Source organism: Alicyclobacillus fodiniaquatilis, assembly GCF_042678105.1.
GTDB classification, from domain to species: domain Bacteria; phylum Bacillota; class Bacilli; order Alicyclobacillales; family Alicyclobacillaceae; genus Alicyclobacillus; species Alicyclobacillus fodiniaquatilis.
The window spans coordinates 32,483-45,933 of the sequence record NZ_JBHUCX010000024.1; the positions used below are offsets into that span (position 1 = coordinate 32,483).

At 49.9% G+C, this 13,451-nt stretch carries 11 protein-coding genes; 8 read left to right on the forward strand and 3 right to left on the reverse strand.

Features of this window, described 5'->3' with window-relative positions; all coding sequences use genetic code 11:
- Positions 1-29: 29 nt before the first annotated feature.
- Positions 30-956 carry an oxygen-dependent tRNA uridine(34) hydroxylase TrhO gene (gene trhO, locus ACFSB2_RS09480; protein ID WP_377942796.1) on the forward strand — a complete coding sequence of 309 codons (927 nt, stop codon included), beginning with the start codon at positions 30-32 and terminating at the stop codon, positions 954-956.
- A gap of 82 nt (positions 957-1,038) precedes the next feature.
- On the opposite strand, the gene ACFSB2_RS09485 is transcribed toward trhO, so the two are convergent.
- The 3 genes from ACFSB2_RS09485 to ACFSB2_RS09495 all read right to left on the reverse strand — a co-directional run bounded on the left by ACFSB2_RS09485 (position 1,039) and on the right by ACFSB2_RS09495 (position 4,304).
- Positions 1,039-2,484: an MFS transporter gene (locus tag ACFSB2_RS09485; protein WP_377942797.1), complete on the reverse strand. Its 1,446-nt coding sequence runs from the start codon at positions 2,482-2,484 to the stop codon at positions 1,039-1,041.
- Positions 2,485-2,677: 193 nt separating this feature from the next.
- Positions 2,678-3,418, reverse strand: coding sequence for a GntR family transcriptional regulator (locus tag ACFSB2_RS09490; protein WP_377942798.1), 741 nt, complete (start codon positions 3,416-3,418; stop codon positions 2,678-2,680).
- Positions 3,419-3,458: 40 nt separating this feature from the next.
- Positions 3,459-4,304, reverse strand: coding sequence for an SPL family radical SAM protein (locus ACFSB2_RS09495; protein WP_377942799.1), 846 nt, complete (start codon positions 4,302-4,304; stop codon positions 3,459-3,461).
- Positions 4,305-4,700: 396 nt separating this feature from the next.
- Between ACFSB2_RS09495 and ACFSB2_RS09500 the strand changes: the two genes are divergently transcribed.
- The 7 genes from ACFSB2_RS09500 to ACFSB2_RS09530 all read left to right on the forward strand — a co-directional run bounded on the left by ACFSB2_RS09500 (position 4,701) and on the right by ACFSB2_RS09530 (position 13,276).
- Positions 4,701-5,885 (forward strand): MalY/PatB family protein, encoded by a 1,185-nt coding sequence (locus ACFSB2_RS09500; RefSeq protein ID WP_377942800.1) that lies wholly within the window; start codon positions 4,701-4,703, stop codon positions 5,883-5,885.
- 188 nt (positions 5,886-6,073) lie between these two features.
- Positions 6,074-6,232: a LuxR C-terminal-related transcriptional regulator gene (locus tag ACFSB2_RS09505; RefSeq protein ID WP_377942801.1), complete on the forward strand. Its 159-nt coding sequence runs from the start codon at positions 6,074-6,076 to the stop codon at positions 6,230-6,232.
- A 406-nt stretch (positions 6,233-6,638) separates the two neighbouring features.
- Positions 6,639-6,776, forward strand: coding sequence for a helix-turn-helix domain-containing protein (locus ACFSB2_RS09510; RefSeq protein ID WP_377942994.1), 138 nt, complete (start codon positions 6,639-6,641; stop codon positions 6,774-6,776).
- 124 nt (positions 6,777-6,900) lie between these two features.
- Complete coding sequence (locus ACFSB2_RS09515) at positions 6,901-10,440, forward strand: bifunctional DNA primase/polymerase (protein ID WP_377942802.1); 3,540 nt, start codon at positions 6,901-6,903, stop codon at positions 10,438-10,440.
- A 906-nt stretch (positions 10,441-11,346) separates the two neighbouring features.
- Positions 11,347-12,075: a hypothetical protein gene (locus tag ACFSB2_RS09520; RefSeq protein WP_377942803.1), complete on the forward strand. Its 729-nt coding sequence runs from the start codon at positions 11,347-11,349 to the stop codon at positions 12,073-12,075.
- An 11-nt stretch (positions 12,076-12,086) separates the two neighbouring features.
- Positions 12,087-12,542: a hypothetical protein gene (locus tag ACFSB2_RS09525; RefSeq protein WP_377942804.1), complete on the forward strand. Its 456-nt coding sequence runs from the start codon at positions 12,087-12,089 to the stop codon at positions 12,540-12,542.
- Complete coding sequence (locus tag ACFSB2_RS09530) at positions 12,539-13,276, forward strand: replication-relaxation family protein (RefSeq protein ID WP_377942805.1); 738 nt, start codon at positions 12,539-12,541, stop codon at positions 13,274-13,276. The genes ACFSB2_RS09525 and ACFSB2_RS09530 overlap by 4 nt, the downstream gene beginning before the upstream one ends.
- Positions 13,277-13,451: the final 175 nt, after the last annotated feature.

Sequence of the window (13,451 nt, forward strand, 5' to 3'; positions counted from 1 at the left end):
GGTCGAGAACACTGGAGGTGTTAATTTCAATGCAAGATTACCAAATCCTCCTGTACTATATGTACACCAAGATTGAAAATCCAGAAACGTTTGCAGCGGAACATTTGGCCTTTTGTCAATCGCTAGATCTGCGCGGGCGTATCATCGTGGCCGAAGAAGGCATCAATGGAACTGTATCTGGCACAAAGCAGGCGACAGATGCGTATATGACGGCGATGCATCAGGATGCGCGTTTTGCAGAGATGGTGTTTAAGGTGGATCCATCTTCAAGCCACGCTTTTAAAAAGATGTATGTTCGCCACAAAAGCGAGATCGTCAATTTGCAATTGGAGAATGATGTAAATCCGACGGAAGTGACTGGCAAACGCCTTCAGCCAAAAGCGTTTCATCAGTATCTTGAATCAGAAGATGTTGTCGTCATTGACGGGCGCAATGATTATGAGTATGACATTGGCCATTTTCGCAACGCAATCCGACCGGATATCCGGGCATTTCGCGAATTTCCGGAGTGGTTCGCACAACATAAAGACGAAATTGCCGGCAAAAAAGTGCTGACTTATTGCACAGGTGGGATTCGCTGTGAGAAGCTGTCCGCGTACTTGATCAGCCAAGGTGTGGAGGATGTTTATCAATTGGATGGCGGGATCGTCACTTATAGCAAAGATCCAGAAGTGCGCGGTCACTTGTTTGACGGAAAGTGTTATGTGTTTGACGAGCGCATTGCTGTTCGTGTCAATTACACAGACGAAGATGTGGTTATCAGTCAATGTGAGCATTGCCATGCCCCTTGTGATCGCTACATCAATTGTGGGTACCTGGACTGTCATCGTCAGCATCTGTGTTGCGAGGAATGCGAGAAAGTGTATCACGGCTTTTGCGATGAGGATTGCGAACGGCGGGCAAAGGCAGAAAATCGCGTGGACGCAAATGTCGAACATTTGCAGTCACCAGCTTGAGTATGGTCGCAAGCTGAAAAGCGTCTTTTGGCTTCGTTAAAAACCTGTGGACACACAAAAAATCGCTTGAGGCCATCCGGACTTAGGCGGTTTTTTGTGTGTCTTGATGCGCAGCTGACGGTCTGTTGCACAAGAGGATAATGACGGTCAGAAGCGCGATGATCGCCGCGACGAGAAACGAGGCTCGAAATGCGGATATCAGATGCTGCGCGCCGAACATCTGCACAAACAAATCGTAAGTCACGCCGCCGATGGTGACACCAAGCCCCATGCCTATCGTTCTGGACATGTTGAGGATGCTGCCTGCGACGCCAAGATGGGCGACTGCGGTCGCTTCCATCACTTTCGCATTGTTGGGCGGCGTAAAAGTGCCGAGACCACATCCCACGAGGAAGAGGCCAAGCAGAAAGACGAATAGGGATGTTGGGGCGGCGGCCAAACAGAGCGCGCCTAGAAAGACCAGCATCATCCCAGCCATGGTCAATTGGCGTGCTGGAACATGGTCCGCCAAAGCGCCAGCCAGCGGTGTACAAATGGCCATGCCGATGGGGACCGCACACAGGTACAATCCCGCAGTCAAGGAACTGAACCCACGTTCGTGAATCAACCAAAATGGGCCAAGCAAGGTGACAGCATACATTGCGCTGAAAGACAGGATACCCGTCAAATTGCCCAACCAGATCTCGCGTTTCGCCAAATAGGCAATCTGAACGAGGGGAGGACGTTTGGCTTTGCGCTCCCAGAAGAAGAATCCCAATAACAAGAGGATGATGACGATCACGAGGAGGCCACCGCCCAGCAGCCCGATGTTGTTTGTGCCTTCTTTGAGCAAATACATGATGCTGACCAATGCGCAGGCCAACAGGAGTGCGCCAAGACCATCAAAATGCGCTCGCTTTTCGCGGGAAGTGGAACATGGCAAGATCATGAGCGCCATCAGAATGCCAAAGATACCAATGGGCACGTTGATCATGAAGATGGTGTGCCATGAGGCGTGATCGATAAAAAAACCACCGGCCAATGGGCCGACACTGAGGCCAAGACCCTGCGCAAACGCCTGAATGCCGATTGCCTTGCCGCGAACGCACGACGGAGATGCGGCTGTGATGATGGATACGCTGTTCGCCTGCAGCATAGCGGCGCCAGCGCCTTGAATGACACGAAAACAGAGCAATGCGCCGAGAGACGGTGAAATGGCGCAGAGGAACGAGCCGATGATGAAGACGAGAAATCCACAAGTGTACATGGGGCGTCGGCCCAAAATGTCGGATAGGCTGCCAAAGGGAACGATGAGCGCTGCCAGTGTGAGCAGGTATATCAGACTGACCCATTCAATGGTGGCCATGGATACTTGAAATGAATGTTCGAGGTTGACGAGTGTGATGTTGATGATACTGGCATCCAGAGCGGCCATGAAAGCGCCGATGGAGACGGTACAGACAATCAACCAATGGTAGTGCTGCCGATTTGTGAGGATGGGTAACGGAAAGTAATGCGTAAGTCGGCGAAAGGCTTGTTGTGTCATCATGACAAGTCACCACCAAATAGTAAATATGTTATGTCATCATTACAAGTTCTCCTTTTATTATATGAAATGTATTTTGGGCTGTATACCACTTTTTATTTCCGAGTTTATTGATATATATTATGCTTTTTAAGCTCAGGCATTGTGAAGCAGCCCACCTCGTGCAGCCATATGACTGCACGTGAATTAGGGATTTTTACTTGACCGCATCTGCCTGACGCAATAAATTGACGCTGAATTGGTAGCGTTCCGCAGGATATCGCACCTCGGAAAATTCGACGGCAGCGCCGGTCTCGTCCCGCGTAATCCGCTCGATGACCAACATGGGTGCAGGCGCTTCCAAGCTAAATTGTTCGCAATCGGCATCCGTCGCCAATTGCGCAGCAATGGTTTGATGGCCGGAGTTGATGCGGACCCCGTTTTGCTCGAAAAAGCCATAAATGTAGTCAAACGCATCCGGTTGCTGCGATATTTTTCCGATATCCAAATGAAACGGAGGCAAGATATATGACTTATCCCGAAAATAGCATTCGTTTTCCACCCAAGCTGTCCGTTCGATGAGCAATGTTTTGCGGCCCTCGGAAACCCCTAAAGCAGCGGCGATTTGTGGTGGACATTTTTGTTCTTCCAGCCGTTCGATCCGCACGATGACGTCGACGCCTAGTTCTCGCAGCGCTTCGGCAAACCCGTACAAGGTGGTAGCAGAAGATGTGAACACGCGCTCCGCCACATATGTCCCTTTGCCTTGACGGCGAATGACAAATCCACCGCTCACCAAATCCCCCAGCGCTTGACGCACGGTTGTCCGGCTCACGTCAAATTCGAGCGAAAGTTCAGCTTCTGATGGAAGCTGTTGTCCCGGCTTCCAATGACCTTGGCGAATCTGTTCAAGGATTCTCGATTTTAATTGTTTATAAAGCGGTACACTTTCACGCATGGTTGTTCCTCCCTGCAATGCGGTGAGCGCATTGGTCATTTTATTTTCGATCCGCCGGCGGCAGAAACCCCATGCGGCTGACGTAGACTTGTTCCGCTGGAAAAATCGTTTGAAACTGCGTCAGTGTCTTTTGATAAGCATGCGGCTGATACCAGTTCTCAATTTCATCTGGTGTGTACAATTCCTCCACATGCAACTGCTTGGTCCGTTTGCCGCTCGCGCCGTCTCCCATAAAGTAATCGTCGATGACGACATAGTCAGCCAGATTTCGCAGTGATGAAGCAAAGTGGTCACTGGCAGGAAGAACGGGTGAGACGGCAACCTGCGTTAAAATGCCGTTGTCTCGCAGTGTGCGCAAGGCCTCATATCTTTTGGGCAGAGGCGGCGCATAGGGTGTAAAACGCCGTCTGACGTCTTCGAGGTCTGTTTCGATGGTCATGCTGACCATCACGCGCTGCGCCAGAGCTTGGAGTAAATCGATGTCGCGTGTGACCAAAGGCGACCGGGTTTGGATAAATAAAAAGTCGACGAGATCAGCATGCGCGACCATCTGCTCCAGCAGTGTCCGTGAACGTTGTTCACGATATTCAATCGGCTGATAGGGGTCTGTGCTGGACGACATGAAAATGCGCACAGCGCCTCGCTTGCGCGCAGCGATGAGTTCTCGCGTAAAAGAAGCGCTATCCAACTGTTTTACATCGACATAGTTTCCCCACTGCCCTTCGTGAAAACGGGCGATGGGCATTGCGCGCACATAGCAGTATTTGCAAGCAAACACGCAGCCGACAAACGGGTTCAACGTGTAATCATAATCTTGTAGGTAGCCGGAGGCAGGCTGCAGGAAACGCCTTGGTTCAGTGTGCTGAACGCGTATATTTTGAGCCATGCAGACGTCCCTTTCCATTGTTTTTGATGTGCAGACGGAGAAATAGCGCATTCGGCGATTTTCATCATCTTGCGCCATGCAAGAGCCCGATGTTTAGAGAAGTCTTTGCAATGATATATCAACAGCTCGCACATAAAACCTTGTTTTCCGACCCCTTATGTATAAATTAGAGAAAAACTGCCGAATTCGCAAGTGAAAATATCAGAAATTTGCGCTGATGGCACCTAGTCTATGCCATTTTGATGAGGAATAGCCGTTTCTAGTGGTTCATCGGTTTGCTGTGCGTGATGCAATGCAGCACGTGTGGTAGATTATTATAGGGATCGTTTTCCGATTGCAAAATGTATACAACATGCATGGTTGAAGCATGCTCCGAGAAGAATGGGGGTTATCAGATTGACCTACGATTTTAATGCGGTCATTGATAGACGAAATACGGGCGCGTCCAAATGGGATGCCGTCGGCAAACGTTTTGGCAGTGAAGATGTCATCCCGTTGTGGGTAGCAGATATGGATTTTTCATCACCTCAATGTGTGATTGATGCCATTGTCAAACGTGCTGAGCATGGGGTGTATGGTTACGCAGTCCAGCAGGACGCGTATTTTGAAGCCATCGTCAAATGGTTTAAAACACGCCACAACTGGCAAATTGAACGCGACTGGATCGCGCCAGCGCCAGGGGTAGTGCCGGCTTTGTCTGTCATTGTTCAAGCATTTACGGAACCTCAAGACGGTGTGTTGATTCAACCGCCTGTATATCACCCGTTCAAGAAGGTGATCTCGGTGTGGGATCGAAAAGTGATTGAAAATCCACTGGTGGAGCGCAATGGCCGTTACGAAATCGACTTTGCGGATTTGGAGATAAAGGCGGCGCAGGCGAAAGTGATGTTTCTCTGCAGCCCACACAATCCGGTTGGGCGTGTCTGGACGCCTGAAGAATTGCAGCGCGTCGGTGAAATTTGTTTAAGGCATGGGGTATTGGTCATCTCCGATGAAATTCATGCGGATCTGATTTTCCGAGGGCATCGGCACACGCCATTCGCCTCCTTGTCGCCACAGTTCGCGGAGCATTCCTTGACGTGCGCAGCGCCAAGCAAAACATTTAATTTGGCCGGGTTGACGACCGCGTATGTGATCGCGCCCAATCCAGCACTGAAAAAGCGCTATGAGGCCATGTTGAACAAAGCTTCGATGGGGGAATTAAACATTTTCGGTATCGAGGCGATGATTGCAGCGTACGAGGGCGGCGCTGAATGGCTGGACGCCTTGCTGGAGTACCTGGAGGGCAATCTGGAGTATCTAAAGGGGTTTGTTGCCGAGCATTTGCCGCAGATTCGTGTGATTGAGCCAGAAGGGACTTACTTGGTTTGGTTAGATTGTACAAAATTGAACTTAAGTGTAAAAGAATTGGATCGCTTTTTTGTCCATAAAGCAGGTTTGGCGCTCAATGAAGGGCATCTGTTTGGCCGCGAAGGGGAAGGCTTTCAGCGCGTGAATATTGCTTGTCCGCGGCAGTTGTTGGTGAAAGGCATGGAGCAGTTGAAGGCGGCTGTTGAAGAACTGGAGGGCGCAAGACGCTAAAAGGCGCGTATTGCTAAGCACTCATCTGTGTGTGCCCTCCGGGAGGAGCGGTATTCATTCCCAATGGCCCGATATCAATAAATTCTTGCCCATGTTGCGCTTTTGCGGCACATGGGTTGAACCAAAGTCATACTATACCCTGACTGTATCCCGCTCTTGTATCAGATTGACAAGGAGGGATAAGGGGGATGTCTTCTGAAAAGGACGCGCGTCTGAAATCGTTATTGACAAACAGAGAACGGGAGGTCTTTGAACTCCTGGTCCAGGATAAGACAACAAAGGAGATTGCCGCACAACTATTCGTCAGTGAGAAGACAGTGAGAAATCACATCTCTAAAGACACTTGAACACTGGGGAATCAGTTAAATCACGGGTTTACAATTACTTTAGGCAGTCTAATTTATCCGTTACACCTCACTCAAATGACGTAGGCCACAGGGAAACTTGTGGCCTTTTTCTTTTGTTCACAAAATTGTCACAAAAAATTCTTTCCTTTCTGCCCCAAAGGTTTCCTCGTCTCATTTTTATTTGGGATCAAATGGTAAATATCCGTCGGATTTTACTTTTACACCCGCTCGTCCTACGGACTGTACTTCGAGCGGTATTTTCGGCGTTCGGCACCCCAGAATCCTAACAGAATTATAGGGTCAATGTGCGCCTAACGCTTTTGAAAGGAAAAGGTCTACACTCTATCTGTAATCGTCAGTAATCGACACTAAACGACATGGAGGTGACATGCAAATGAAGGAGTGGATGAGTTGCCGTGACGCCGCAATGGTACTAGGGGTAAGTCCAAGAACCGTACAGGAGTGGGCACGGGAAGGTAAAGTAATCGCGAAAAAAATCGGGCACTCGTGGCTCGTACATCGCAGTGTAGTCGAGGCGGCTTAACAAAGCAAAAGACCAGCGGTAGGACGCTGGTCTTTGCAAAACCGTCTCAGTTCCTTTAGCTCCGTACAGTACAACCAACATCCCAACGCATTAGCGGTGCGTTTGGGACACTGGAGGGATCATCGTGATCGATCACGACAATCAGCCTCATCAGCATTATAACGCTGACATGGGGTCAATTTCAAGCGGCAGTAAGCCAACAACGCTGCAAATGTTTTCGAGACTTGGATGGCGCATTTTCCCCGTGAACAGCACGAAAGCTGACGGAGAATGCACATGCGGTCGCCCCGAGTGTCCGAACAAGGGGAAACACCCGCGCATCACATCTTGGCCGGAAAATGCCACGACAGACCTTATTCAACTGGCGAAATGGCAAAAACAGTGGCCGGACACTAACTGGGCATTAGCGTGCGGCCAAGAGTCAGGCGTTTGGGTATTGGACGTTGATGAAAAAAACGGCGGATACGAGTCTTTGGCGAAACTCGAATCCGAAATCGGCGAACTCCCTGCAACAGTTCGCGTAAAAACAGGCGGCGGTGGCTTACATATCTATTTCGCTTGGCCGACTGATGGCACCATCATAACAAATGCAGTCAATCTGAAAGGCGATTATCCGGGCCTTGATGTTCGTGGTTATCGTGGGTACGTTGTTGTTCCGCCCGGTAAACACAAATCCGGGAATCGTTATGACTGGGTAGAAGGTTTGTCTCCTGACGATGTATCTCTGGCGCAGGCACCCCAGACTTTGATCGAAGTCATCAAGAACGCTGGTGGCTCTCGCGCTTATTCTGATAAGCCAAGAGATACAAGACCTTGGGAACCTGTACCCAATGAAATCATACGCGAAAAAGCCCCTGCATTATGCGCACGGATCGATTACTTCGCGTCCGAAGCAGGTGCAAACGATGTCAGCTATGAGGACTGGATTACGATGGCCTCTTGGGGCCATGCAATGACAGATGATGAAACCATCTTCCATGAATGGAGTTCGGTCGATAAAGACCGTTACAGCAAGCGTGATACGGGCCGTAAATGGAAGGACACGGCGGATATGGCTCCGCGTAGCTGTCATAGAGCACAAGCGGATCACCCATTGGAACAGTGCAAGAATTGTCCACTTTTCGAATTGGACAAGAACCCGTCTTATCACGTTCGCATGGCATACAACCAAGAACAGGGCGGTCGAGGCCCGTGGGGAGCACCGCCGCCGACCCCGGAAGAACTGGAAGAACGTCGTAAGATCGCAGAGGAACGTCGGAAACAGGAGCGTGGGGCGTACATGGATTCCTTGTCATCTGAAACAGAGCACGATGAGCAGGAACAACTTCATACCTATACAGTCGAAACCGATGGTGCAACCGCTGTGGCCCCTGTCATCGACGTTACCGAGGATGATGAAGAAGGCAGCACCACAAGTTACGATGCGGAAGAACAAACAACAGCGTACCAACAGCCAAATTTCCGTATTGCCGCAGACAACATCACACCTTTGATCGAACAATCTAAGGCTCTGGAAACACGCCTTCGCAACGGTGAAGACCCGCATGACTTGATGCAGGAAGTAGCACGGGTTCTGGCGGCGATTAAGAAGCTGGACTCGATTCGCTATGACGTTGAGAAAGATCGTTTGATTTCAGCCGAGGGCGATGCCCGGAAGAAAGGTCAACGGGCGAAGTACACAAGCAAAAAACTAGATGATGCGGTCAAGGCCGTTGCTGAACGCGAAGCTGCCGAATTGTTGACCAAAACAAGCACGGTTGGTGAAGTGTGGCCTGATGCACCGGAAGAACACCACGAACTTCCGCTTCCAACGGGCTACAAGTATTCGGAAGATGGCGTTGAAAAGTTCGTTTCCACATCACAAGGTAACATGGGTTTTGAGGAAGTCAGTTCGCAGCCTACTTACATCGCAGGGTGGCGCAAAGACATCACCACGAGCGAAATTCAGGCTGTGATCTACACTCGGACGCGGGACGAGGGATGGAAAGAGATTACGTGCGCACCTTCTGCGTTCTCCGACAAGCGCAAGATCGGTGAAATTAAAGACATTGGGTGCTCATTCAAAGAAGAACAGGTGTTTGGTAAGTACCTGAATGAAGGCTACGATCTCATTCGTACACGGTTTGGTCTGGAACCCGAACTTGGGACAAGCCGTTTGGGATGGCACAACGTCAACGATCAAATTTTCTTCGTGTTTCCAGAACAAAGTTTTGGTTCGATGCCGATTGAATTGCATACAAACAAGCAACAGTTGATGTCGGAACTCTCCGTTAAGGGCGATATTGTTAAGGAACGCGAAGCACTTGTGGAAACCATGTTCAGATACAAGAAACTGGCTTTCGCAGTTGGCACAGCGGCAGCGTCTATCCTGATGCGCCCCGCCAAAATGTCAGGTATCGTTGATCTTTTCGGATTCTGCTCAGAATACGTCTCGGCTCAAACTGGTACAGGTAAGAGTACGACTGTCGGTGCTGCTATCAGCATTTACGGAGCACCGTACAGCGTGCGTAACTTCCAAATGACGCAGTTCGCAGCGACTCAGAGCATGATTGTGCGATCTGACCTCCCGAACGTATGGCAGGAAGCACAAGCAGGGAATCAGGCAGGAAAAGGCGGGAACAATGCAGACCCCGGTATGTTGCTTCACGTCCTCGGTGATGGTGGCGGTAAGTTGATGGGGACAAAGGGTGGTGGATTGCGCCACAATCCGCAGATTTTCGGTACGATGTTACTTGCCAATAACGAAAACTTCGTCAATCCGAGTACAGCGAAGCAGGGTGAATTGCAACGTGTGTTCACGTTTGACCCGCCGTTTCCAAATCCGCATGACGAAACCCGTACCAAGGATGACATCCAACGGGTAAAGAAAGACCAAGAGAAGATGATGCAGGAGTTATCCAACAATCACGGCAACGGAGGCCGTGCAATGGTTCAAAAGTTGATCGAGATCACTGATGGATCGTGGACAAAGCTATGCGAAAAGGTGGAAGCCGACTATCGCGTTCAGTATGAAGCATCCTCAAAGTTGATTCCGGCTGACATTGAAAACCATTCATTGTTCAACCGCCGTGCGAAGATTGTCGCTTTGGTTCGTGTTGGATTGAAGTATCTCATCGAGTACGGATACTCTCTGCCGGAAGGAATCACGGGCATTCTTTTCCGGGGCATTGATGAGGCATTTGAGGAGTTTATAAAAAGCCAAATGTCAGACATAGATGCCGTCGAGACAGAACGCTATCTCCCGCTTTTTACGGACGCTCTGATTAAGCAGTCAAATCGAATACGTTATTTAGAGGAGATCGATGTTGATACAGGGAAACCGAAGGAACCATTTGATGGGGAGTACATCGGTACTATCACCGAAAAAGATGGCGTGTGGCACCTCGCTATCCAGGCCGATGTAATTTCGAGTTTCTTCAAGGCGCACCAAAAGCCCCCTCGTCAGATACTACGCGAGTGGGCAAAACAAAAAATCATCACGACAGAAAAGAGTCGCCTCCAATGTCAGGTCACGATGCGTAAACCGAGTGGGGTCGAGTACGGTGGACGCCTCTATTGTTTTCGTTTGGATAAATTGGCGATCACAGTGCCACCCGGTGCGTATGAACGCTACCAGTTGGACTTTGGGGTAGCACGGAAAGCGCAAGAGACAGACGACTTATGATTTTGATTAGGCCAGTCCATCTAAGGGCTGGCTTTTCTTCATGCCATTACACAACTGGCTAAAAATCGTGCTGGAAGTGGCTAAACGACAATGAGTCATAGTGACTTCATTCTTCGGGGGAAAGTTGAGGGAGTAGAATTGGAATAACTCCCAAGAGTCCATTTAGCCATTTAGCCAGTTCTTTTAGGGGGGTGTGTGTATGTATATGGGGAAAATAATTCGTTTTGACGAAAACCTCGAACATAAAAAAAACGCTCCTCGTTATATATGTGTATCCGAAGAAAAGTGGCTAAATGGCTAAATGGAGATACTAAATATCTCGCAAATCCTTGATATATAAAGATAACTGCAATATATCTCTTTGATTCATTTAGCCAGTTCGGGTTCTGATTTAGCCACTTCTGGGGTGTATTTAGCCAGTTCCGCCTTCCATTTAGCCAGTTTTATCCGGCGCAACTACAATACCCCTCACCCCTATCCCTTCATCGCCCTGCAACCCTGACACGCCCCCCATGCCACGTCATCCCGCCAGAACCGCCGTACACTGCAATCCACTCTTGAAACCCCCAAGCCCCCCCCACGGAACGGTAGAAACAGCCTCGCGCCCTAAAACACCACCACCCGCAACCCCGCGTCCGCCAAGGACTGTTTCCCGCCCCTTGCGACCCCGTGACCATGCACACCCCAGAATCATCGCGTGGAAGGGCGCAAATCACTATGTGCGTTGTTTTAGGGCGGCCAGCAAACCCGCGAACGGCAAGGACTCGTCAGTGGGTCATCGAGTATGCAAAGGGACATTTTTGAGGAACAGAAATTCTTTCAAAATGCCTTGACGAGGCAACTTTTGGGCGGTAATATGTAATTATAAGAAATATATTTCCTTGTAATTAGAGGATGTGAACGGACATGGCAATCATTGATCTTGATCGTGCGATTGTTCGCATCGGAGGCAAGTTTGACTCAACGGTGGAGCGATGCTACTACAGGCCAGTTGCAGGTGAAAAGCTGGTTTTCCCGATTGCAGCGCAAATCCCCGGCGACATCCTAGTGCAGTGTAGGGGTGAGGACGCTGTACTCGCGTTTCTGACGCTTTCACCTTACGCACAACTGGACTCGCACACTCGGCTTGAAAAACGCTTTGCCTGCGCAGTTCACGCCGCTGAACCGCACACAATGAGGGGCGAGAACGTCAGCATTGTGGTTTCTGACCACGTTTATCTGGACAACCACGGTGGTAAGGCCGAGGCACCTTTGATTTATGACGCCACAAACGAGCGGACGCTTCTTGCATCATTGGTCGAGAACGGCGACCTCAAACTCTGGGAGCGTGCGGATAGTAGGATTTTACGAGGGAGCAGACCATCGGCTGCCGTGCTTAACAAGTCATGTTCAAACTGCGCGTTCCACCGTCAGTCGGGCAACCCTTCAGGAGCCTTTTTCGATAGCTGGTGCCACTTGGACTTGCTTGATGTGGACAGTGACCGCGCGTCAACATGTGCGAGTTATCGACTCCGACGGGCGCATCCTAGACCACAGAGCGAAAGGTATGTACGGGTCAATGCCGAGGACATCTGGATTCCACCATTCGCAGAACGTCTACAGGGGCCGTTTTCGGTGGCGGCAAACGACAAATGAGGTGACATTGCGTGACGGAGAAAAGAGGCCGAGGAAGGCCGCCGAAAGACCCAACAGGACTGCGGAAAACGAAGATAAGTACCTACGTGAGCGAAGAGATTGCGGAGCTATTAAAAGGCGATGCTGACGCGCGAGGAATGACGATCTCAGAATTGGTTGCAACAGTTTTAGAAGGGTACGTTTTTGGTGACAAGAAAGATTTACATCTTCCTCCTGTTCCAAAGGACGCTGTGTACGCAGTTATGAAGGTGTTGGCGGAGGAAGGTTTACTCAATGGTTCCACTGTTGATGGTGCGAATGTGTCACCTAAAACAATAAATAGTGCTGAATTCGCACCACAAACGTCTTCCGCTTCTCTCACGCCCGCAAAAGCCGAGGAGCAGCGCAATGATGATGGCGGCACGAAACTAGCACCAAAAACGCGGAGACGTTCAGTGAACCGAGATAAAGGAGGCGAAAAGACATGATCTTGAACTGGACGAACGGTGAGTACACGGACATGGAGAAAATCGTCGGGGTAATCTTCGACGCAGGCTGCATCCGCCGCTCAGATTTGATGGAGCTTCTGCTGTGGAAACGCAGCAAAACGGATGCTCATCTTCTAAAACTGCGACAACGCGAAATGCTCATTACAAGTCGTGATCGCCATTCTGAGACTGTCTACATGCTTGCTGAAAGTGGCGTTAGGTTTGCGCACCAGTTATCGCATATTGAGGCCAAAATCGTAACGATGGAGGCCCAAATTTCGCATCAGTTGGGAGTCAACGATATTTTATTGCGATACATCCGAGCACGCGGTCGAGAAGGCGTCAGGTGGTTTAGTACGAGGGAAAGTTCGGACGAGCTATACAACTTGCGGAAGAAACAAGGTAACAACGACGCAGATATTCGGCGCACATACATCCGTCCTGACGCGGCAATATGGGTTCCGGGGAAAGGCATGTTTTGGATCGAATACGACAACGCCACGGAAAGTTCGAGGCAAATTCGCAAGAAGTTCTCTTTGTATATCACCAACCTGTTTGAGGCTAAAGACCCACGGGTAAATAAGGTCGTGTGGATTGCTCCAACGATAGAACGTACCCGGTGGCTGCAACAAAGGTGGAGAGAAATGAATGAAAGTGCCATTGATATGCAGTTCTTCGTTGTAGGGGAAGAGACGCACTATCTTGCAGGGATCGAGGATCAGCAAACGGTGTGACGACGATACAATGACTACCAGAACCAAGTCGCATCTAAGAACCAAGCGAGACGGAGAGTAAACCGCCGGAGGCGGTAGATTGGACTCTCCCTGAGAGAACCAAGTTCCGAAGGAACGATAAGCGGCTCAACGGTTAGAAAGGAACCCATACTTTGGCTTTACCGCGAAGATGATG

Coding starts and splice junctions, on each gene's coding strand:
- ACFSB2_RS09495 (WP_377942799.1), bottom strand. CDS start 4,304: ATGGCTCAAAATATACGCGTTCAGCACACTGAACCAAGGCGTTTCCTG.
- ACFSB2_RS09505 (WP_377942801.1), top strand. CDS start 6,074: ATGTCTTCTGAAAAGGACGCGCGTCTGAAATCGTTATTGACAAACAGA.
- ACFSB2_RS09520 (WP_377942803.1), top strand. CDS start 11,347: ATGGCAATCATTGATCTTGATCGTGCGATTGTTCGCATCGGAGGCAAG.
- ACFSB2_RS09510 (WP_377942994.1), top strand. CDS start 6,639: ATGAGTTGCCGTGACGCCGCAATGGTACTAGGGGTAAGTCCAAGAACC.
- trhO (WP_377942796.1), top strand. CDS start 30: ATGCAAGATTACCAAATCCTCCTGTACTATATGTACACCAAGATTGAA.
- ACFSB2_RS09485 (WP_377942797.1), bottom strand. CDS start 2,484: ATGATGACACAACAAGCCTTTCGCCGACTTACGCATTACTTTCCGTTA.
- ACFSB2_RS09490 (WP_377942798.1), bottom strand. CDS start 3,418: ATGCGTGAAAGTGTACCGCTTTATAAACAATTAAAATCGAGAATCCTT.
- ACFSB2_RS09530 (WP_377942805.1), top strand. CDS start 12,539: ATGATCTTGAACTGGACGAACGGTGAGTACACGGACATGGAGAAAATC.